17 protein-coding genes and 3 pseudogenes are annotated in these 21,570 nt (G+C 59.9%); 9 read left to right on the top strand and 11 right to left on the bottom strand.

Going from position 1 to position 21,570, the window contains the following annotated elements; all coding sequences use genetic code 11:
- Position 1: 1 nt before the first annotated feature.
- The 7 genes from QA643_RS26995 to QA643_RS27025 form a co-directional block, all read right to left on the bottom strand.
- Positions 2-1,111, bottom strand: coding sequence for an electron transfer flavoprotein subunit alpha/FixB family protein (locus tag QA643_RS26995; RefSeq protein WP_283028795.1), 1,110 nt, complete (start codon positions 1,109-1,111; stop codon positions 2-4).
- 761 nt (positions 1,112-1,872) lie between these two features.
- Positions 1,873-2,166, bottom strand: a complete 294-nt coding sequence (locus QA643_RS27000) for a hypothetical protein (protein ID WP_283028796.1) — start codon at positions 2,164-2,166, stop codon at positions 1,873-1,875.
- Between the two features lie 150 nt (positions 2,167-2,316).
- Positions 2,317-2,658, bottom strand: a complete 342-nt coding sequence (gene nifW / locus QA643_RS27005; protein ID WP_283028797.1) for a nitrogenase stabilizing/protective protein NifW — start codon at positions 2,656-2,658, stop codon at positions 2,317-2,319.
- An 861-nt stretch (positions 2,659-3,519) separates the two neighbouring features.
- On the bottom strand, positions 3,520-3,894 hold the full coding sequence (locus tag QA643_RS27010) for a transcriptional repressor (RefSeq protein WP_283028798.1): 375 nt from the start codon (positions 3,892-3,894) through the stop codon (positions 3,520-3,522).
- Positions 3,895-4,037: 143 nt separating this feature from the next.
- A complete protein-coding gene (locus QA643_RS27015) occupies positions 4,038-4,730 on the bottom strand; it encodes a nitrogen fixation protein NifQ (protein ID WP_283028799.1) in 693 nt (230 codons plus the stop codon).
- 143 nt (positions 4,731-4,873) lie between these two features.
- Positions 4,874-5,758, bottom strand: a complete 885-nt coding sequence (gene nifH / locus QA643_RS27020) for a nitrogenase iron protein (protein WP_283028800.1) — start codon at positions 5,756-5,758, stop codon at positions 4,874-4,876.
- A 369-nt stretch (positions 5,759-6,127) separates the two neighbouring features.
- A complete protein-coding gene (locus QA643_RS27025; protein WP_283028801.1) occupies positions 6,128-6,313 on the bottom strand; it encodes a hypothetical protein in 186 nt (61 codons plus the stop codon).
- A gap of 254 nt (positions 6,314-6,567) precedes the next feature.
- On the opposite strand from QA643_RS27025, the gene QA643_RS27030 reads away from it, so the two are divergent.
- From QA643_RS27030 to QA643_RS27050, 5 genes and pseudogenes are all read left to right on the top strand, one after another.
- Entirely contained in the window at positions 6,568-7,743 is a 1,176-nt protein-coding gene (locus tag QA643_RS27030; RefSeq protein ID WP_283028802.1) for a transposase family protein, read from the top strand.
- A 74-nt stretch (positions 7,744-7,817) separates the two neighbouring features.
- Positions 7,818-8,757 (top strand): IS630 family transposase gene (locus QA643_RS27035; RefSeq protein ID WP_283028803.1). Its coding sequence is split into 2 segments (ribosomal slippage): positions 7,818-8,164 and positions 8,163-8,757, totalling 942 coding nucleotides; the frame shifts between segments, so codons are not numbered across the junction.
- Positions 8,758-8,783: 26 nt separating this feature from the next.
- Positions 8,784-9,149 carry a hypothetical protein gene (locus QA643_RS27040; RefSeq protein ID WP_283028804.1) on the top strand — a complete coding sequence of 122 codons (366 nt, stop codon included), beginning with the start codon at positions 8,784-8,786 and terminating at the stop codon, positions 9,147-9,149.
- 581 nt (positions 9,150-9,730) lie between these two features.
- The gene (locus tag QA643_RS27045; RefSeq protein ID WP_283034944.1) at positions 9,731-10,423 is read left to right on the top strand and encodes a YopT-type cysteine protease domain-containing protein; all 693 of its coding nucleotides are present in this window, start codon (positions 9,731-9,733) and stop codon (positions 10,421-10,423) included.
- 1,192 nt (positions 10,424-11,615) lie between these two features.
- A pseudogene (locus QA643_RS27050) lies at positions 11,616-12,617 on the top strand (IS256 family transposase); the annotation flags it as partial.
- 318 nt (positions 12,618-12,935) lie between these two features.
- On the opposite strand, the gene QA643_RS27055 reads toward QA643_RS27050, so the two are convergent.
- Positions 12,936-14,153 (bottom strand): IS110 family transposase, encoded by a 1,218-nt coding sequence (locus QA643_RS27055; protein ID WP_283034945.1) that lies wholly within the window; start codon positions 14,151-14,153, stop codon positions 12,936-12,938.
- Between the two features lie 265 nt (positions 14,154-14,418).
- On the opposite strand from QA643_RS27055, the pseudogene QA643_RS27060 reads away from it, so the two are divergent.
- From QA643_RS27060 to QA643_RS27075, 4 genes and pseudogenes are all read left to right on the top strand, one after another.
- Positions 14,419-14,634 (top strand): annotated as a pseudogene (locus tag QA643_RS27060) (transposase); the annotation flags it as partial.
- A 480-nt stretch (positions 14,635-15,114) separates the two neighbouring features.
- Positions 15,115-16,628: pseudogene (locus QA643_RS27065) on the top strand (ISNCY family transposase).
- A 1,164-nt stretch (positions 16,629-17,792) separates the two neighbouring features.
- Positions 17,793-18,479: a response regulator transcription factor gene (locus tag QA643_RS27070; protein ID WP_283028805.1), complete on the top strand. Its 687-nt coding sequence runs from the start codon at positions 17,793-17,795 to the stop codon at positions 18,477-18,479.
- Between the two features lie 211 nt (positions 18,480-18,690).
- Positions 18,691-19,341 carry a nodulation protein NolW gene (locus tag QA643_RS27075; RefSeq protein WP_283028806.1) on the top strand — a complete coding sequence of 217 codons (651 nt, stop codon included), beginning with the start codon at positions 18,691-18,693 and terminating at the stop codon, positions 19,339-19,341.
- 139 nt (positions 19,342-19,480) lie between these two features.
- On the opposite strand, the gene QA643_RS27080 is transcribed toward QA643_RS27075, so the two are convergent.
- From QA643_RS27080 to QA643_RS27090, 3 genes are all read right to left on the bottom strand, one after another.
- Positions 19,481-19,693 carry a hypothetical protein gene (locus QA643_RS27080; protein ID WP_283028807.1) on the bottom strand — a complete coding sequence of 71 codons (213 nt, stop codon included), beginning with the start codon at positions 19,691-19,693 and terminating at the stop codon, positions 19,481-19,483.
- 72 nt (positions 19,694-19,765) lie between these two features.
- Entirely contained in the window at positions 19,766-20,059 is a 294-nt protein-coding gene (locus QA643_RS27085; protein WP_283028808.1) for a hypothetical protein, read from the bottom strand.
- 306 nt (positions 20,060-20,365) lie between these two features.
- Positions 20,366-21,235, bottom strand: a complete 870-nt coding sequence (locus QA643_RS27090) for a host specificity protein (RefSeq protein WP_283028809.1) — start codon at positions 21,233-21,235, stop codon at positions 20,366-20,368.
- Positions 21,236-21,570 lie beyond the last annotated feature (335 nt).

The following is a 21,570-nucleotide window of genomic DNA, read 5'->3' on the forward strand; positions in this document are numbered from 1 at the left end:
GCTAGCTCGCAATGCGGTCGCGCGAATGCGGCGACAGCCGCGCACGAAATGCGGCCGTCAGAGCGGGCAGCAAATGGATTGCATCGGCCACGATGCCAATATGGGCGAAGTCAAAAATCGGCGCCTTCTTGTCGGTGTTGATGGCGACAATCAGGTCCGCGCCTTCGACGCCGACCCGATGCTGGATCGCACCGGAAATGCCCGCGGCGATGTAGAGCTTTGGCCGTATGGTCTTGCCGGTCTGTCCGATCTGCCGGTCGGAGGTTACCCAGCCCTTCTGTACTAGTGGCCGCGAGCAGCCAAATTCGGCTCCAATCATGGCGGCGAGCTGCCGCACTAGCTGAAAATTCTCTAGCGACCCCAGACCCAAGCCGCCAGCGACAACGACATCGGCATAAGCAAGGTTGGATTTTGTCGAATCCCGGTCTGGGATGAATGACAGGACCTTGGTGACGATATCGTCTTCGACGAGAGCAAGCGGATGGATGGTGATACGAGCGGCATCGCGTGCGACGCGCTCGGGCATCGGCATGACGCGTGGGCGGACGGTTGCCATTTGTGGCCGGTAATTCAAAGTATAGATCGTGCAAAGTAGCGTGCCACCAAAGGTCGGACGCGTGGCCGCGAGCGAACCATCCGCATCAACGTCGAGCCCGGTGCAGTCGGCGGTGAGACCCGTCAGTAGCGTTGTCGCGACTGAGCCCGCGAGATCGCGACCGAGCGTGGTGGCGCCCAACAGTAGGATCTCCGGCTTATAGTTGTTGACAAGATCGGTCAGCGCCTTCGTGTAGGACTCGTTGCGATACTCCGATAGCACATTGTCGGCCACGAGATACACAACGTCAGCGCCATAGCAGAATGATTCGAGGGCGGCGCTGCGCGTCGCCTCGCCCTCCGGGCCGATTACAACTGCGGCGAGATCTACCTTCAACTTGTCGGCGAGCTTGCGGCCCGCACCCATGAGCTCCCAGGAGACGGGATGCACCTGGCCGCGCTCCTGCTCGATGAAGACCCAGACATGTTTGTAGGCCTTGAACTGCTCAGGCAATTGTTTCTTGGCTGCTGCGCGACCGCCGGCGGCAGCCGGGGGACCTTTGATGATGTTTGTCATGAGCAAAATTCCCTCAGAATCAGCGCCATCGCCTCAAGATCGGCTTCGGATTTCGCTTTGCGCTTTAAGACGATTTCGATCAGCACCTTTGCCCGGCCACTCGGGCGCTTCTACCAGCGCCGTCTTGGCAGCCGCGGCGACAGCGCAAAGATCCCTTTGACGCTCGCCCGTGATCCGCGCAGGCTGCTGCTTTTCGAGAGGTCCTCGAACGCTGGCTTCCTGGCCGCTCGATCTCACCACCGGCGCCCCTGCCGAGTCCGCGATCGACCGCCGACGACGCCGCGAATCTGGTTCGCCGATTCCAGGCTGGGTGATCACGCAGGGCAGCTCTAAGCGCAACAACTGCACGGCGAGAACGGCGCCGCGGTCCGCCTCGATGGTGCGAGGTGAGATCGAACCCAACGATTTTCAGGAGACAGGTAAGCTCCAACAGGCTGAGTTGCCTGGCTGTCTCAGACCCCACCTGAACGGTCTCGCCGTCGATGGTCTGCTTGCCGCTCAGGATCATATCGGACGTGGCAAACGCATTACCGAGTGCAGGGATTGCGGTTGCGAACGCGTATGAGCACGGTGATCTCGCCGCCAAACCTGTCACGCAATTGGAGCGCGGCTTCCATCGCGAACAGGTCATAGCGGTTGATGATGATTGGCACACCTGCCGCATTCTAGTATTGGTCACGGGGTGCACGCGGATCTGCGCGGGGTGCTTGATGCAAAAGACGCTGTGCATGCCTTCTCCAGAGGTACCGTGGACGCGCGGGTTAGCCATTGGTGGCGAGCTCTCGGTCAATCCCGGCCTCAATGGCGTCCAAGGCAATTTCGAGCGGCATTATCGCCAACGTGACCCACAAAATGATTCCGGCGCGAGCTGCGAGCAGTAGCGACAACGTCATTGGTCTTGCTCCAAATTTCATCTCGGACAGCGACATTCGGTCGATTCGGCATAAACGACGGATTTGGCCGGAGAACAGCAAGTGTTGTACCAGTTGCGGCGCCATCGAAAAGGCATGCAAAACCAAAGCTTTGAGAGAAGTTGATAAACTGACAATCAACATCGCCGACAGTTCAAGTTCGACATACGTCGGGAGCGCGATAGCGTCGCTTCTCGCGTTGCTGCATGCAGTTGATCTCGATCATGAGCAAGGCGACGCAACGCGCTGATCCGACATGGTTTGGGGCAAACCGCACTGACGTGATGCGCGAGGTTACTTTAGCGTATTCAATGGCACGAAGCCCCTGTGCTTCTTGGGCTCCGCGACCGCATCCTGCAAAACCTTGAACACCCGCTGTTCGATCGGTGACGACGCCACGAAATCGGCATAGGCCTGCTGCAGTACCGCCTTGCACCTCGCCCTCACCTCCGCTTCTGCGGCACCGGTGAATTGCTCCTTGGCGAGATATTGTCCCATGCGCTTTAAGATATGCAGGCGCGCGACGTTGACGATCTGGGGGTCGTAGTCGACACCGAGGAGAGCAAAAAATTCCTCCGCCGAGCAAGCCTTGTTGAGTCGATATAGGATGCCGGCAGCCGGTTGTGTGTCGCTCATCGAAAATCTCCTTGGGTTAGGCCCTCGGCCCGGTCGGGACCCGGGATAGGCTGGTCGGCAGGCGGCTCCCCGCCTCGCGCAGGCGGCGCTGCATATACCCAAACGCCGCCAGAAGTTCGACCGTGGAGCAAACGCCGATCGCCCGCCGAGCGGAAAAGCATCGATGGAGAATGGCCGATAAAGCGGCGATGGCTCCGGAGCGACCGCACGCGCGCGCCGGGATGCCCACGACGGTGGCGTTCGACGGGGTGCTCTCGATAGAAACTGAATGTCGCGCCACGTGCGCGTGGTATGCGAGGGTGATCCGAACTAAGATCTTTGCTCCGTCGCCGACCAACACCCAGTCCTCCGCGGTAGAGTGGCGCTTGCCTGTGCGACAATGATACTCGCTAAGCGGGATGCCGCATCCCTACCCACTTCGGCAGTCTCGCCGATCACGACACAGGCGCCACGATCGATGACCAAGCGACCGCTGGTCGCGCCGGGATGGATGTCGGTATGAGCCAGGAAGCGGCCGAACCAGGACAACAGCCGCACCGTTACTGCCAGCCGCTTCTCCAGAGGCGGCTCGCGAGCCAGTAGAAGATCACTGCATGGATGCTGCGCACGGTTCTTCACGCACACTGGGTCAGAGCACGATCGGCATGGTCCGAGCGGTGCCGGACGATGGTTTCGCAGCGGCGGCGGTCATGGGGACTCCTTGTTGGTCTTGGCCAGGAAGGCCTTAGCAACCCATATGCCACGCCACCATTCGACCTAACTCATTGAGCAGACGGCACTTTTTCACTAACCCGTTGTCGCAAACGTGACAGCGTCGCAAATTCGACGGGCCGGCTTACCTTTAGGCGCGATAGGTTCAGATCAACTCGGCTTGCGGCGCAGATGAATGATCAGATCGACACGGGAGACTTCGTGGCCCGACAGCGCCGCAGGCGCATTCGCAAGCAGCAGCTCGGCTTCGGGAATATTGAGCAGGATATCTTCTCCGTGAAGATAGTAATGCGGATGCGGTGTGGTGTTGGTGTCGAAAAACGATTGCAACCCGTCGAAAGCAATCCGGCGCAACAGGCCCGCTTGCGTTAATCGGTTCAAAATTTTGTAGACGGTAGACTGCGAGACCGGAAAGCCGGTATCGCGCGCCTCGGCAAACAGCATCTCTGCGGTGACATGCCGGATGCCCTGGCAGATAGCAACTCGCCTAAGATCACCCGCTTCGGGTCGGGCGCAGACCGGCATTGAGCAACAGATCCTTGCAGCCGACCTCGGGATCTAGCCTGCCAAAACTGGCCTTAGCCGCGTCTACTTGAACCTCGTCGAAGCCCGCCAGACCCCCGCGGTTATCATCCGGAAGGCGCACCAACAGACGATCCACGGCGCGCTCAGCTAGTCCAGCCGCCGGCAGTGACCGGGGCAGGCGCTTGCAACAGAGCGTCGCGCCGGCGCTCAGCCATCCGGCTCTGCCCGCTCTCATCGCCAAAGCAGAGGTTGAAGTCAGTACATTGCGTGCAGACCGGCATCGTGCAAATCACAAGTCCATCGTCCTCGCACAGGATGCGATAGAAGAAGCGCTTCCAGCGCATATTGTTGATGTTACGGGCAGCGAGCGGCGCGAAATGACGCCTCAACAGGCGGGCGAGTTCGCCACGATCGCGCAATCCTAGATCTTCCCACAAGTGATTTGGCTCGATGGCGCGACGCGCGATCATTGCAGCCAACCAGCGGCCGGTGTCCCCTTCGGTCGATCGTTGCGCGAACAGGAGATCACGCACCATTGCGACCTCGTCGCTCTCATCGCGTTTGCAATGCAAAAGCAGCTTCTCGTCTTCGATCCGAATCGAGGGGAAGTTCTGCTCGAGCAATGCCGCCAGCTCATCGCTGGAGAGGCCTACCTTGTCGAAAATCGGCTCCGCCTCCATCGCTGCGGCAGCCACAATGGACGCCAACACGTGGCGATCGAAATCGCTGTCGCTACTGATGTCGGCCTTTGCGGGATGGCAGCCAGTGAGCAGGTGATAAGTCGCAATTCCTGTATGCGCCCCATCGCTCGCGTCAGCCACTCTGGTGATATTCATCGGAAAGATTGTACTTCGAACATGAATTCACGACTCCATTACGGTCAAGCTGTTTTATCGGATCCCGTGCTGGAGCCAAGTCTTCGCCAGAACGCCGGCCTCCATGGAGAGGATCGGGGAGGCCGGCATTCATTCGCGCGCTCTTACGAGCCAGCGAGTTCGGCGGCGGTCTTGCCGACGATGGACTCATCGACCGGCTTCATGATGCCGTGCTCCATCAACATGTCCTCGAGTTCGTCCATGGAGATCGGGGTTGGAATGATGCCCTTGCCGCCATTGTTGTGGATCCTGGTCGCGAGATTGCGATAATGATCCGCCTGCTTAGAGTTCGACGCATATTCCAGCACGGTCATGCGGCGCAGCTCCGCGTGCTGCACGACATTGTCGCGCGGAACGAAATAGATCAGCTGGGTGCCGAGCTTCTTAGCCAGCGCCTCCGCCAGCTCCAGTTCCTTGTCGGTCTGCCGCTCGTTGCAGATCAGTCCACCGAGCCGCACGCCGCCGGAGTTGGCATATTTCAGAATGCCCTTTGAGATGTTGTTGGCGGCATACATTGCCATCATCTCCCCGGACATTACGATGTAGATTTCCTGCGCCTTGTTTTCGCGGATCGGCATCGCAAAGCCGCCGCAGACGACATCGCCGAGCACGTCATAAGAGACGTAGTCGATGTCCTCATAGGCGCCATTCTCTTCCAGGAAGTTGATCGAGGTGATGACGCCGCGACCGGCGCACCCCACACCCGGCTCCGGCCCCCCCGATTCAACGCAGCGGATGTCCTTGTAGCCGATCTTCATCACGTCCTCGATTTCGAGGTCTTCGACGCTGCCGGCGTTCGCCGCCAGGCTCAGAATCGTGTCCTGGGCTTTCGCGTGCAGGATGAGGCGGGTCGAGTCTGCTTTGGGATCGCAGCCGACGATCAAGATCTTGTGGCCCATCTCGGCTAGCGCCGCCAGCGTGTTCTGCGAGGTGGTCGACTTGCCGATGCCACCCTTGCCGTAGAATGCGATTTGTCTCAGTGAAGCCATGTTGCTCTCCATCAACCGATTGGCAAAGATTGCGCGATTTGCGCGCGAGGTTGTTTCTTTTTTCAGAAACAGGGCACACGGGTTCAAGGGGAGTGCGCGTCGGCGTGCACTCAGCCCTCACTCAGTGTTGCGGTGAGCTCATAGCAACCACCATGCCAGCGCTGCCTCTGGTGTTTAAGCTTCTGATTACGCTTTGAAATACACGACCCAACGCCAGGTGGAAGCTGTTTTGAAAGTGACAGCCGCTCGGGCGTTGTTAGAAAGCGAACAACAATCACAGCTCTCCGGCCTGCTAGGAGAGCCGCACCGTGGGCCATCTAAATACGCCCATGCGCACAACGGAAGTTGCTACGGAATGTTTGAAGGACGTCACTCGGCCGTGATTTTCAGGAGGACGAAATACAGATCGTTGATCTTTGCTTCTAAGATACGCGCCGGGTGCAGGGTTGCCTTCGCGGTCGGCACCTGTCGAGGCATGATGGAGTTTGCGGGAGAGATTTTTAATTTGGACGACGCAATTTGCTGAGTCTGCGGCTTCGAGATGGAATTGGCCACGCCGCTCCGAAAAGCCGCCCGTCTCAACCTCTACCGCAAAGATCGCGTGGTCGCAGTAAGCGTCGGCCAATTCCCCGAGAGCGTCCCGGGTGTACCTCCAGCAATTCCATTCTAGTCTGGTTGCCCGAACACTGCGCCGGCAGCCTGTCGGGCGACGTGGAAAATTGACCCCCGCATTGCCTCACTAAAAATGTTACCGGACAACTTCCCTGTCGAGTCTGGGGCGGAGCTGCCGAATCAGTTCGGTGGCGGCTATGGCAGGAAAGATCAGCATGCGCGGAAAGCGCGAGATCACATCAGCGCTGGCCGAGCGTTATCGGGCGGGCGGGCGGCCCGAGAAGGGACGGATCCTAGACGAGCTTTGCGCCGTCACGGGATGGCATCGCAAGCACGCGATCCGAGCACTGTCAGTGGACGGCGCATCGGGATCGGCCATGCCGCGGCGGCGGGGCCGGACCTACGGGGCTTCCATTCGCGTTGCACTGATTGTGCTATGGGACGCCTCTGACCGGCTCTGCAGTAAGCGGCTCGTCTCGATGATCCCGTTCTTGCTTCCGGCACTTGAACAGCACGGCAGATTGCAGCTTTCTGCCGAGGAGCGGTCGCTGGTTTTGAAGGTGAGCGCGGCGACGATCGATCGCCTGCTGAGCGATGTAAAGATCGCCGCAGCCGGAGGACGCCGACGGCGGGCGGGCTTTTCCAGTGCCGTACGGCGGCAAGTCCCGGTGCGCACATTCAATGACTGGGGATCACCTCCGCCGGGTTACTGCGAAGCGGATCTGGTCGCGCACGGCGGTATGTCCGTATCCGGCGCGTTCATTCAGACGCTAACAATGGTGGATATCGCAACGGGGTGGACCGAATGCTTTCCGCTCGTCGTGCGTGAAGCAGCTCTTGTGGTCGAGGCTCTCGAGCGCGCGCAGAACCTATTTCCCTGGCCCGTTCGCGGGCTCGATTTTGACAACGACAGCGCCTTCATGAACGACACGGTCGTATCGTGGTGCCGCTCTCACGATGTCGAAGTCACTCGTTCCAGGGCCTACAAGAAGAACGATCAGGCGTTCGTTGAACAAAAGAACGGAGCTATCGTTCGCCGCCTGGTGGGCTACGGGCGGTTTGAAGGCATTGGTGCCGCTCGCTCATTAGCTCGCCTGTTTGCGGCGGCACGGCTGCACATCAATTTCTTCCAGCCCTCATTTAAGCTGAAGGAAAAGCACCGCGAAGGTGCCAAGGTGATCAAGCGCTATCTTCCTCCCGCTACGCCGTACGAAAGAGCATTGGTCCACCCGAGGCTCAATGAGGCCTTCAAACGTCGGCTGCGGGAGATTTACCGCACGCTTGATCCGGTGGCATTGCTGGCACAGATGCGGGACGCTCAAAATGAGCTGGGCAAGCGCGTTGATCAGCGGGCTAAAGCGGGATGGGGTTAGGTTGAATCGATTTGGGATTCCCAAATCAGTGGATTTCTGATTCAGCATGCTGGCTGGATTGGAGGCCAGCATGGATGGGCAAGCCTTATTCTCTGGATCTCCGCAAGCGTGTCGTGGCCGCGATCGAGGGCGGGATGTCGCGCAATCGGGCGGCCAAACAGTTTGGGGTGGCGATCAGCACTGCCATCGGCTGGATGCAGCGGGTCGAGGAGACCGGCAGCGTTGAGCCCGGCCAGATGGGTGGGCACAAGCCGAAGGCGGTTTCGGGAGACCACGCGGTCTGGCTGTCGCGACGGATCAAGGACGGCGATTTTACCATACGCGGGCTCGTTGCCGAGCTTGCCGAGCGCGGTCTGAAGGTCGACTACCACTCGGTGTGGGACTTCGTTCATGCCGAGAAGCTCAGCTTCAAAAAAAAGCGTGGCGGCTGGCGAACGCGATCGTCCCGAGGTCGCGCGGCGGCGAGCCCAGTGGACAAAATATCAAGGTCGCGTCGAAGCTGAACGGCTGGTCTTCATCGACGAGACCTGGACCAGGACCGACATGGCGCCTCTGCGGGGATGGGCGCCGCGCGGGCGCAGACTTCACGCCAAGGTTCCCCATGGCCGCTGGAAAACCATGACCTTCCTGGCGGCCCTGCGCCATGACCGGATCGATGCGCCATGGTTCATCGAGGGGCCGATCGACGGCGGGAGCTTTCGGACCTATGTCGAGAAGGTTCTGCTGCCCGTCCTTCGACCCGGCGATATCGTCGTCTTGGACAACCTCGGCAGCCACAGGAGCAAAGCAGTTCGCCAGCTTATCCGTTCGGTCGGCGCCAAACTCTTCTTCCTGCCAAAATACTCGCCCGACCTGAACCCGATCGAACAGGTCTTTGCCAAGCTCAAGCACCTGCTCCGCAAAGCTGCCGCCCGAACCGTCGATGCGGTCTGCACCGCAATCGGCCACGCACTCGATGCCTTCACCTCCGAGGAGTGCGCCAACTACCTCAAAAATTCGGGCTATCGAACTTAATGCCATCACGCTTTAGAAAGCCAGCGATGACTGTCGCGCCGGTGCAAAGCGACTTGGCGGCCTTTGCCCGAGAGCTCGGCGATGGTTGGAAACAGGGTGAGCAGCGGGGCATTCATCGGCGCCGTTATGTTCGGCGCAAGCCTGTGCCACGTCGGCCATCGATGCTCGACCCCTACATTCCTATCATCGAGGAATGGCTCGCCGCGGCTCCGCACCTGTCCGCAGTCGATCTTCTCTCTCGGCTGGAAGCGCATGCGCCCGGTCGGTTCGGCGGCCAGCAGCGGCGTACGGTGCAGCGATTGCTGAAGAATTGGCGATCAAAGGCCGCTCGACAGCTCATCAGCAGCACAGAGATCACATTATCGGTCCAAGCTTCGTGTCTGAGTATCTAATCCCAACAGGTTCTTTCGCCGAATCACCGCAAGCCGCTCGCTCGCTACGGCGCGCTGGAGGGCGCGCTTCGCGAGCGGCTTGCTCGGACTCGCGGCAGCTGATTCAGGAGACACCAGGGTGCGCTTCGGTAACATTGTCATCTGAGGCAATATGCGGGGTCAAATCCGGACGTCGCTTGACAGGCAGCCTCGCGGTTAGTACGTAGCTCAGGCTCTCGCAGCCATGCGTCGGCCCAGGTTCGCACAGCAATCGATCGTAGCGAGACCCCGGCCGCGCGCCGTCGACAAAGCCCCTACCGCTGGCTCGGCTGCGCCCATCGACTGCTGGAGAACACCGGTCCGTCAGCTCGTCGTCAGCTTGCCTGAGTATCATTCGCAGCAGGGCCTTGGCAGCCCGAACGCTGCGACGGGACGTGAGAAAGGAAACGCGAATTATGATGTACAATCGAATCGGTAGCTCATGCACACGCGCTAGCGAAGCTGACGAACTCAGTCAGGCAGTGGATGCCGACAGCTTTGTGGAAACACTTAAGGATCTCGCGCTGCGGAGGAATCTGCCATCTGGGGAGTTGCCCGACAGAATGGGGCTCTGCTGCAGTAAGCCACATACCTCGGATGCACATTTTCAGCGTTCACACTCCTCCGACCTCAGTACATCCTCTCTCTCATCAAATCCCCGTTCGTCTTCTCCAGCGAGACCGAGCACCTCCGTCTTCCAATACAGGACGGCCGAATTGCCGGAGGCGAATGTAGACGGCATCTGCGTTGGGCTTACTGCGGAGTGGTTCACCAATCTCCACAACAGCCCGAGATCCCGAATGACTGCGCTGTTACCCGGATCGGACGGGCACGACTCGGCGGCTGAGCGGCAGCAGCGGTTTCTAGACCTCAATCGTTTTTTACGAAGCGAGGGAACAGGATCTTCTCAGGCGAACGTTGAGGCAAAAACCACCATCTTCCGTGAAGCGGGCTTGCATCCCTCCGAAAGAGACAAGGTATACAGGTTCGACGAGCCGGCGAGCTTCTCGCGCATCATGACCAAAATCACCGCCGACGGGTCGAAGTATTTGCTCAGCTTGGGTTTCGCCGAAGGTGACAGACACACAATTGCGACGTCGGCATCGAATGGAATGACCACGCTCTTCGATCCTAACTACGGAGAATTTACTGTTGAACCAGGCCAGATGGATAGGTTTTTCCAAAGCCTCACCAATCGTTACGCCAACCCCAACGGCCTGCATTTGTCGACAATCACTGCACAAAAGATGTACTGAGACGGGCCTTCAGCCCCGCGGCGATTACTGGCTTCTGTGACGGCGACGATGCGTCCTCGACACGATAGTTTATCAAGCCGCGGGCGAAAGATTCTGTGAGGCGGCATGTGGCACCGGCATCGAATCCATAGAATCGCCTCGTGTCGCCTAGAACGCGACGTCAGTTGCCGATTGCGGAGGGCGGAAACCCGACAGTCAGGTGAGATGTGGCGCTGGTGTGGGAGCCTGAGCATGCGATGGTTCGAACAAATCGCAGACTCGCAGATCCGCTAGGTCATCCAGCAGATGGCCGCTGAACAGCACTTTCTATTGCTTGAGTGTCATGCCAGAATATTGCTTTAAATAAGCGATTGGTTTTGTTCATGGAGGAGCGCGCCAGCGCCCCTCCCTCACACCTCACCATTCAAGACTAGCTCGCTAAAGCGATCGGCCACCGGCGAGTTCGATTGGCTGCCGACACCCTTTCAACCTTGACGCTGGTGCCTTGCCGCAGGCTCAATGCAGTTTGAAGCTTGCTCCGGCCGGCGACAACGATCAGCCCATGAAGCCCCCTGTTTCAAAAAGACAGATCATCTGTAGTCGGCATTGGAATGGCTCCCTCATCAGCATCCAGGTCCTTTTGATCGAGATGCTCTGCTATGAGCGCTCGCGCTGCGGGGTTGCGGAGACGCCCCGAGCGCGCATTCATCCGTAGCCACCAGCGTAACCCACGCCGCAAAGCTCTTCGAGTAACCCGATCAGCCTCGGCGCTCCGCGACGCCTTCCTCTCCTCGCGACTAGCAACCGATCAGGTTCGGCACTTCAGGCGGCCCATCTCTGGTACGGCTGCTCTCTCGCTCCTACCGGAACTTTGTCGTCTTCAGAACGGATGACCTTTGCGAACCAGCTTCTGCGATAAGCCATGTTCTCGTCAGATCGCCTTGGTCCGATGATCATCAACAAAACGGCGCGACGGATCTTGGCAATCGTCTCCACAACCAGCATCCGAACCTCGGCTTACATAACCTGATGTAAGCCACTGTGCACTCGTGTCCTGGTCGTGTCCCCAGCAGTGGTGTAGCTCGGTAGAGCAAAGCCGTCCGCACGCGCGCCCTCAAATAGCGCCGTAGCGGGCGGACGGCTTTGCGGTGGTCACCGGCAATTCGCCGGTAGGGTCGGGTTGCTGACACCAACCTGATTCGAGGAACCACCGATGACCGACGAGATGATGAACCTTCGCGCGCTCGTGGAGAAGGCCCCAGACGCTGACCTTTTGCGCGAGATGATCGGCTTTGCCGCCCAGCGGCTGATGGAGCTGGAAGTAGCCGGACTGACCGGAGCGGCCTACGGCGAGAAGAACACCGAGCGTCTGGCCCAGCGCAATGGCTACCGTGACCGGACCTGGGAGACGCGTGCCGGCGCGGTCGAGCTACGCATTCCCAAGCTGCGCAAAGGAAGCTACTTCCCGGGTTTCCTGGAGCCGCGCCGGATGGCCGAGAAGGCGCTGACCGCCGTAATCCAGGAAGCCTACGTGCAGGGCGTCTCGACCCGTTCGGTGGACGACCTCGTGCAGGCCATGGGCATGAGCGGAATCTCCAAGAGCCAGGTGAGCCGGCTCTGCGGTGAGATCGACGAGAAGGTGAAGGCCTTCCTCGCCCGCCCGATCGAGGGCGACTGGCCGTATTTGTGGATCGATGCCACCTACGTGAAGGTGCGCCAGAATGGCCGCATTGTCTCGGTGGCCGTGATCATCGCGGTGGGCGTCAACAGCGACGGGCGGCGCGAGATTCTCGGCATGGACATCGGCCCGTCCGAGGCCGAGACGTTCTGGACCGCGTTCTTGCGCAAGCTCGCGCGCCGCGGCCTGCGTGGCGTCAAGCTGGTGATCTCGGATGCCCACGAAGGCATCAAGGCTACCGTCGCCAAGGTGCTCAATGCCACCTGGCAGCGCTGCCGCGTCCACTTCATGCGGAATGTCCTGGCGCATGCCGGCAAGAGCGGAAGGCGCGTCGTCTCCGCCTTCATCGCCACCGCTTTCGCCCAGGATGACGCCGAAGCGGCCAGGATGCAGTGGCGCAAGGTCGCCGACCAGCTCCGTCCCAAGCTGCCCAAGCTCGCCGCCTTCATGGATGAAGCCGAGCCCGACGTACTCGCCTATATGAGCTTCCCGGCTCCGCACCGCGCCAAGCTGCACTCGACGGATGAGATGGACAAGCGATTTCTTCATGGCCGAAGCAACGATTGCGGAGATCGCGGTAAGTCCATTCTTTTGTTCGGTCGCGCTGCTGGCCATTCTTCCGTCCCGGCCACCGATCTCGCAGCCGACGCGCGCAGGGGCGGTCAAGGCTGGCCGCATTTGCGGCCACCGTATGGCTTGGCCTTGACCGGCCCGAGCACGACGGCACGCTGGCGTGGAACGGGACTGCGTTCCTGGCCTGGCTAGATCTTGCCGTCAGCCGCGGTTATGGTTGTCAGGCGCGGGCGACCTCGTGGCGAAGCGTGGCGCATCGGCTGCAAGCGCCACCAGGCTGCCCTATTTTGTCCTGCCGAGCTGAGGCGCCCGCGCGCCGGTTTTTGGCCGCCGTGGTTTCCATTGCGTCACCAAGCGCTCGTAGCTTTGCTCTGCCCGGGCGGCAATCAACATCTCGCGGTCGCGCAGCGCCTTGATGTTGTAGGCATAGGCTGGCCCGCGCCGGCTGCCTTTCTGTTGTGGATGCCCGGCTTGAAGCTGCATCGCGCGGGTCTTGTTGGCGACCAGCAATGGGCGCGCCCACAGGTAATCCTCGCCCTTCGTCAACAAATGCCAGCAGAGCACCGTGAGCTTGCGAGCCACAGCCACCGCGGCAATCTGATGGCCGCGCCGGGCGCGGATGCGAACGAAAAACGCATGCAGTGGACCGGGCGCCTTGGCCGCGGCCCAAGCCGCCTCAACCAGCATGGCACGCGCATGACTGCGGCCGATCTTGCTGATGCGGCCGTGGTGGGCGGCTCCCAGCCCGGACTGCCGCACCCGCGGATTCAGCCCGAAATAGCTCACCAGCTTCTGCGGGCTGTTGAACCGGCTGATGTCGCCGATCGCCGCCACGATGCCGGCGGCGACCGCCAGATTCACGCCGGTGATCGTCATCAATCGGTTGACCGCGGAATCGTCGATGGCGTTCTGCGCGATCTCGCGGTCGAGCAGGGCCAGGTCTTCCGCCAGCCGGTCAAGCTCACGGACGTGCCGATCGATCGCCGCGCGCTCATCGTCTGGCAGCTGTTGAGCGGCCAACCACGCCCGGCCGCGAGCGTTGAACAAATCGGCGTGCGGGCACTTCGGGAGCAGGTGCGCGTGCAGGATCGAATGCACCTCGTTCTTGAGCCGCGTACGGTGCCGCACGACCTGGTAGCGCCGCGCCACCAGCCTACGCTTGCGTTCAGTCTCCGCATCAGGTGTCCAGATCTGCGGCAGGTACCCGGCCGCCTGCAGACTGGCGAGCGTGCCGGCATCGATCTTGTCGGTCTTGACGTGAGCCTGGGCGATCGCCTTCACCTGCAGCGGATTAGCGATAATCACCCGTGCCACGAACGGCGCCAGCACTCGCGAGGCCGCCATGCTGTTGGCGGTCGCTTCGACCACCACCTCATCACTGGCCAGCAGGGTCTTGCCAAATCCCTCCAACGCAGTCCGCGTCATATCAATGCGGCCCGCATGTCGGAGCCTGCCGTCTTCCCAAAACACCACCTCCCCGAAGGTTCGGTGGACATCAATGCCAATTACCCGTCGCATTCGCACCTCCTCCTGCCAGATACATGACGGGAGCTGTCGGGCGACACGACAACTACGGATTCGCGCTCTCGGCGCAACCGGGCGAGTCGCAGAGGCGGCCAGCTACTAACTCGAGCTCTCGGCTCATCGTGTGTATCGGCCTGCCCGCACATCGTGCTCCCGGTGCCTCTGTTCCGATGGTCGCACCATACGCTACGATGTAGAATACCGCAGCGGAACGTTGGCACCGAGACATCTCATACCGGTTACCAATCCGATCGAGCGCCTCAACGGCGAGATCAAGCGGCGGACCGAGGTCGTCGGCATCTTCCCCAATGAAGATGCCATCGTCCGCCTGGTCGGTGCGATCCTCCTCGAGCAGAACGACGAATGGGCGGTCCAGCGCGCCCGCTACATGACACTGGAAACCATCGCGCCCTTGAGCGATGATCCCATCGTTGGCTTGCCCGCCGTGGCAGGCTGATGCCTTCCGACCCGCCGGAGTATTGGCGGTGACCTGCCGTCAGTTACACCACGCCACGGGGCACGATCCGTGTCCTGGAGCCTGATTGATGCCGATCACCCCGGAAACGGAGGGCTTATTTTATGCCGAAAACACATATCGGGCGAACGAAGTCGCAGCGAGGCTCCGACCATGTCGGGCGTCGCACCGCCCCGCAGCATCTCGGCCTCCGCCGAGCGCCGGAGCAGATTGGCCCAGCCCCATACTACAATGCGCATCACAGGAGGACACCTGTCTGGGGTGTACAGCCAGCTCAGAGCTATACGAGGCCAAACCATTGAACAATGTACGAAGTTCGACAGACAGGTGAGCTGGTTCTCATCGATCTGCCGCGCGGCAATTTGGGTGGAAGCGCGCATTGCGTCGCCTGAAATGTTCCTGAATGCTGGGCCATTGCCTCACGTAATTTGCTCCCCAGTGGATGGGACTGCGGGGGCGACAATGAGGCAACTGAGCATGGCGACTCCAAGAGAGCTGACGGCCGCTGTGGGGCAGCGCTACAGAGAGGCGAGCCGCGCGGAGAAGGCGCGAATTCTCGACGAGTGTGTGGTTGTGACCGGCTTCCATCGAAAGCATGCGATGCGCCTGCTCCGAGGCGATATCGGGCAATCCTCGGTTCGGCGCACGCGTCGCCGGATTTACGAGGAAGCTGAACGAAATGCGCTGGTTGTTCTTTGGGAGGCATCGGACCGGATTTGCGGCAAGAGACTGAAAGCGCTGCTGCCGCTCCTGATCGAATCGATGGAACGGAACGGCCACATGGGCCTGGCGCCTGAAATCCGCGCGAAGCTGCTGGCGGTGAGCGCGTCGACGATCGATCGGGCGCTGGGCAAGATCCGACAGGAGGGTGGACGCCAACGCCGGCGGCCGGTGGCGAGCGCATTGCGACGGAGCATCCCGGTACGGACGTCCGCCGACTGGAAGGATCCGGCGCCGGGCTTTGTCGACGCCGATCTGGCCGCCCACAGCGGGCCCTCGGCGCGCGGCAGTTTTATCCAGACGCTGGTGCTCACCGATATTGCGACCGGTTGGACGGAGTGTGCGCCGTTGCTGGTGCGCGAGCAAACGCTCCTGAGCACCGTGTTGACAGAACTTCGCCGACAGCTGCCGTTCTCGCTGCAGGGCATCGATACCGACAATGATACCGTGTTCATAAACGAAACGCTGAAAGCGTATTGTGAGCAGGCGAACATTGTGTTCACGCGGTGCCGACCCTACCGCAAGAACGACCAGGCGTTTGTCGAACAGAAGAACGGAGCCGTGGTCCGACGGATGGTTGGTTATCGGCGGTTTGAAGGGCTCGAGGCGGCTGCGTTGCTCGCAGAACTCTATCGCTCAGTGCGCCTGTTCGTGAACTTCTTCCAGCCGTCGTTCAAGCTGATCGCAAAACAGCGCGATGGCGCGCACGTCCGTAAATCTTATAGTGCGCCGACGACGCCGCATCAGCGGCTGGCAGCCGACCCACATACCTCCGATGCGGTTCGGGCCCGACTGCAGGAAATCTGCGTCAGCTTGGACGCGGTCGCGTTGCTGCGTGACATTCGGTCTGCGCAGCAACGTCTGGCCGACCTTGCCGACGTGAGGTCGGCGGGCGATTCGACTACTGCGGCCCCGCCAATCGACTTGTTCCTCGCCAGCTTGCGAACGGCTTGGAAAGAGGGCGCATCTCGACCGACGGACCGGCCGATCCTCAAAGCGAAGCGAGGTCGTCGTCGCCCTGATCCGCTCGTTCAGGCGACCCCACAGCTGCAGGAGTGGTTCAAGGCCGAGCCGTGCGAACCGGCGCCGAGCTCCTGACAAGGCTACAAGCGGAATATCCGGGCGCGTACCCGGATAAGCTGCTGCGAACGCTTCAGCGCCGCCTCAAATCCTGGCGCAGCGAGCAGGCAAGCGCGCCGCTGTTTGGATCGGCAGATCATGCGGAGCGGTTCGACGAGACACCGGTTGCGCGGTAACAGCGCCCGCTTCCGGTACGGGGGAGGCCGGTCGTTGCGCAACCCCGGCCAGCTCCACGACCGGCCTCCCCCGTACCGACCGTCCGTCTTCTTGGGAGCAAAATAAATGAGGCAACGATCGCGTCTTCGGGAACATTCCTCCATGAGGCAATACGCGCTTCCACCAGATTGTCGCGCTATATCGATCCTTCTCTGCAGCTACTTCAGCAGCTGGATTCATGCGATCGGCCTGCGAAGCGACTTGCATCGCACGCTGCGTCAGGTTGTAGTCTTTGTGACAAAATGTCACTTAATCGCCGTGGCACGAAGCCTTTCTGACAAGTAAACAAGGATTGGGAATGTTGCAATCGGTTATGATCATGCCGATCGAGTTCGTCACGCTGCTCGAAGACGCAGTCCGAACGGCTGCTGTCATCGCAGGCTATGGCCACGGCGAGATTCTAGTACCGCCTAATTTGCGCCCATTGCTGCGAGAATGGCTCGAGAACGAAGCTGGGTGTGTTCGGGTTGCCCGTTCAGAGCGGGACGAGAAGTTTAATCCCAGCCGGACATCGGCCCGCTGCAATACGACACGAAAGGCGGAGTGCGGACAGGAACTCTGCCTAAATAATGCGCGTGACAACGCCGCTGCTGGACGGAGTCCCGTTTTTTCACTGTACCGCGCCAGCCGGTGGGCAGGGTGCAGGTCACCGAACGTCGCGATTGTTGAAATTCCTTATGTCTTTCACCGCTTCTCGACACCTCTTTTCCTACCGCGGGGCGGAGGGATTGTTTCCCGTTGGCGGCTTCTGGCCATCGACGGGAACGGGCAATCTTCTATACGCGCTCAAAGTTGTTTCTGCCGTGATTAGCTCGCTTCGCAAGTCGACAGCAGAGTAAGAGCCACGGCGGACTTAAGGCTAGCATGGGGAGCTCCAAGTGTGGATTTCTCACGTCAGTTCAGCTGAAGTTCCAGCTATTCTGTATTGCGTGTTGTCTTCGAAGGCCTGTTCTGACGACGTTCATAGTGCCCTCGCCCAACTGACGATCGGTTCGGCAGTTCTGGGCGACTGCTGTAGACCGCACTTGATAACGAGGTTTACGCTGGAGCAGGAGCGCTCGATGCCGCTCGGCTTCATGAGCAATCGTGATGTGTTCAGTGGCGTTGGCATCGGGAGGCGATGAATGCGAACGCTAATCATTGATCATGAGGCGGGCCTTGCGCGCGCTGTACAAGAAGCGCTCTCGGACTACGGTTTCGCCGTTGATGTGACATGCACGTTAGATGAGGCCGGGGCGGCTCTTGATTGTGCCAGCTATGACATGCTCCTGCTCGAGTTGCTTTTGCCGGACGGCGACGGCCTGGATTGGCTGAAGCAGTTGAGGCGGGACGGACATTCGATGCCCACCATAATCATAAGCCGCCTCAATGATCTCAGCAGGCGGATAGCCATTTTCAATAGTGGTGCGGACCATTTCCTGCCCAAGCCCTTGTCTACTGATGAGCTGATCGCCCGCATGCGATCCGTTCTGAGGCGATCAAACCAAACGACCGCCCCGGTCATCACATTTGGAAATCTAAGTTTCGATCCGATCACCCGAGAAGTGTCAGTTGATGGTCGGCCGCTTAGGATCGCGCGCCGCGAACTGTGCATTCTTGAGCATCTGCTCAGCCGCGCCGGCCGCACTGTGCTACGCGTCTCCCTGGAGGATGGCCTCTATGCGTTTGACCACGAGGTCTCAACCAATGCCCTTGAAGTTGGGATCTACCGCTTACGCTGTCATTTGACCCAGTCGGGAGCAACAGTACGGATCAAGACAGCGCGCGGAATCGGCTACATCCTTGAACTGAATGACGCGTCATCCAGCTGATGATCGCCGACTGCAAAGCCCCGGAGAGACCCTCGGCTGGATTGGGAGAAAGAGGCGCAGCGCCGAACAGAATGGACGGATTAATTGGTCTCGCGTTAATTAGACTAACCGTTTGTTACCGATTAGCCAGTCAACACTGTGGAGAGGCGACCTGACGACAAACTGACGAACACAGAGCGCGAGCAGCGACGGAGTTTTCGTTTGTAGCGGAATGGCCGAGGCGTTCGGCGCTCCGCTGTTTCTGCCTTCCACGCCCTATAGCTATACGGTTCGGGATCAGGGCCTCTCTGCCGCACTCCAAGAATTCGGGAACAACCTCAACATCAGAGTCAATATCAGCTCCGAGGTGAAGGGCCGGATTCGGGGGCGAATGCCGGATCTGCCACCGCGCCAGTTCCTTGAACGTTTTTCCTACCTCTATAATCTTCAATGGTACTACGATGGACTTGTGCTGTACGTATCTGCTGCAAACAAGGCGCAAAGTCGTTTCCTTGTACTGAATCCGATCAGCTTCGATGCATTCAAATCGGCTCTCAATGCACTCAACATTTCCGACGAGCGCTACATCGTGAAGCCGGCACCTGGAGAAGGCCTCGTCTTCGTTTCTCGTTCAACGCGCTTTATCGCGCTCGTGGATCAAACGCTAAGCGGCCTTGTGGCGGAGGCACAGGCGCGGCCAAGCGGTGCCGTCAAAGGGACTGTTTGGATCGGCGTCTCATGCGACCCGGATCGACACACCGGTTGCGCCATAACAGCGCCGGCTTTCGGCACGGGGAAGGCCGGTCGTTGCGCAACCCCGACCAGCTCCACGACCGGCCTTCCCCACATCGACCGTCCGTCTTCTTGGGAGCAAAATAAATGAGGCAACGATCGTGTCCTCGGGAGCATTCGTCCATAAGGCAATACGCGCTTCCACCCAAATTGCCGCGCGGCAGGCACCATGACACGACCGTGTCGTTCATGAAAAAGCTGTCGTTGTCAAACTCGAGGCCACGAACGGGCTAGGGAAATAGGTTCTGCGCGCGGTCGAGAGCCTCGACCACAAGAGCTGCTTCACGCACGACGAGCGGAAGGCATTCGGTCCACCCCGTTGCGACATCCACCATTGTTAGCGTTTGAATGAACGCGCCGGATACGGACATGCCGCCATGCGCAACCAGATCCGCTTCGCAGTAACCCGGTGGAGATGTTCCCCAGTCATTGAACGTGCGCACTCGATCGTCGCCGCGCTCACCTTCAAAACCAGCGACCGCTCCTCGGCAGAAAGATTCAATCTGCCGTGCTGTTCAAGTGCCGGAAGCGAAAAACGGGATCATCGCGACGAGCCGCTTACTGCAGAGCCGGTCAGAGGCATCCCATAGCGCAATCAGTGCATCGCGAATGGAAGACCCGTAAGTCCGGCGCCGCCACCGCAGCACGGCCGATACCGATGACCCGTCCACTGACAGTGCCCAGATCGCTTGCTTGCGATGCCATCCCGTGATGGCGCAAAGCTTGTCAAGGATCCGTCCCTTCTCGCGCCGACCGCCCGCTCGATAACGCTCGGCCAGCGCTGATGTGATCTCGCGCTTTGCGCGCATGCTGATCTTCCCTGCCATAGCAGCCACCGAACGATTCGGCAGCTCCGCCCCAGACACGACAGGGAAGTTGTCCGGAAACATTTTTAGTGAGGCAATGGGCCTGGGAAGAGGACGAGTTTGGAACCTTGGTCAAGCCGCCGCAGATCCATGCTGGCCCGCCGAAGCGAGGCCAGCTATACGCCCGGGCGAAGCGGGCGAAGTGAGTAGAGCACGCTCATCCGCGTGCGCCCCCGCTTTAGGGCTACTCGCGCGGGTGCGCGATGGTCACAGCTAACTACTTGCAGGTCTGGTCTCGTCTACCATGAGTCAGTCAGCAGCCGATCCTGAGCCGAGATTAAGGCGCTCGAAGTACCAAGAAGGGTCATCGTCAGACGAGTCGGTCTCGACTCTTGCTTCACCCGAATCTGTTTCGACACTTGCTTCACTATCGGTGCCACGACTCTCAGCCTTGACAAGGTACAGCGGACCTTTGTCTGCCCGCTGCCATTCACCCCCAGCATTCCTCGTCCACTTTTCGGGATGCTGAGTAGGGTCAAGCACCCAGCGATTATCACCCATGTGGATAAAACCCATCTCCATTAGACGGGACTCCATATCTGGCAAAGCAGGACGTGACATGAGCAACGGTCGTTCGCCGTCAACGCGAAGTTGATGCTCCAGCAGAATATCGCCTGCGTTCTCAACAAGAGGATGAGTAACCCGTAGATCTACAACGGATGTGATCCTGTCCCGCCCGGGGAACTGTTGCTGGAAACGCTCTCCTCTGACTCGGCGTCCGCCTTCTGTTCTTAGAAGCCCAACAACTTTGTCGCCTAGCTGATAGCTGAAATATCGCGCCTTGTCCGTATCTTCGTCGGTGTGGCCGTAGACTCTGGCAACTTGTGCTGTGCGCTCAGCTTTTGATGACACGAATTCCGAGTAGTCCTGCGGGTTATCGGCAATGTGCTTGATATCATCACCATAAAAAGCCCTCATCTCTCTCCTGAAGGAAGACCGATCGATCTCCTCGATGGGAGGTCGGGATCGAAGGGAGTACGGCCCTGAAATTGAACCAGAATTCGACGTCGTTTCTGCAAGCCTTTCCGCAAAGCTGTCGCTATCTGCCGACTGTCTCGAATCATCAACTTGGCTAGCGCTGGTGGATTGGCTGGATGAGCCAACGATTCGGCCATACATAAATTCGCTCTCCTCTCGGCAAAGGTCGGGCACTGCTGAGCTCGTGCCGCTCAAGTCCTAGGGACCATACTAAGCGGCGTAGCTGACCGTAAGCTGACGCGCAGCTGTCGACGATCTGAGGCGCGGGTTTTGTCCCCGCCGGAGCGATACACCGAACAGCCGCACGCAACGAGCTTATTTTTCGGCGGTATCGATCGCGGCCCGGAACAGCCGAGACACGCCGTGGCCAGCAGATAGCGGCCGGTAGGCTTTCGCGGAGAAAATCAAACCCATGTTAGGGCAATAGCTTTGCCGGGCACCGTCCCGTTCGAGGAACAATGATCCGTTGCGGAGCC

The organism is Bradyrhizobium sp. CB3481 (genome assembly GCF_029714305.1).
Classification (GTDB): Bacteria; Pseudomonadota; Alphaproteobacteria; order Rhizobiales; family Xanthobacteraceae; genus Bradyrhizobium.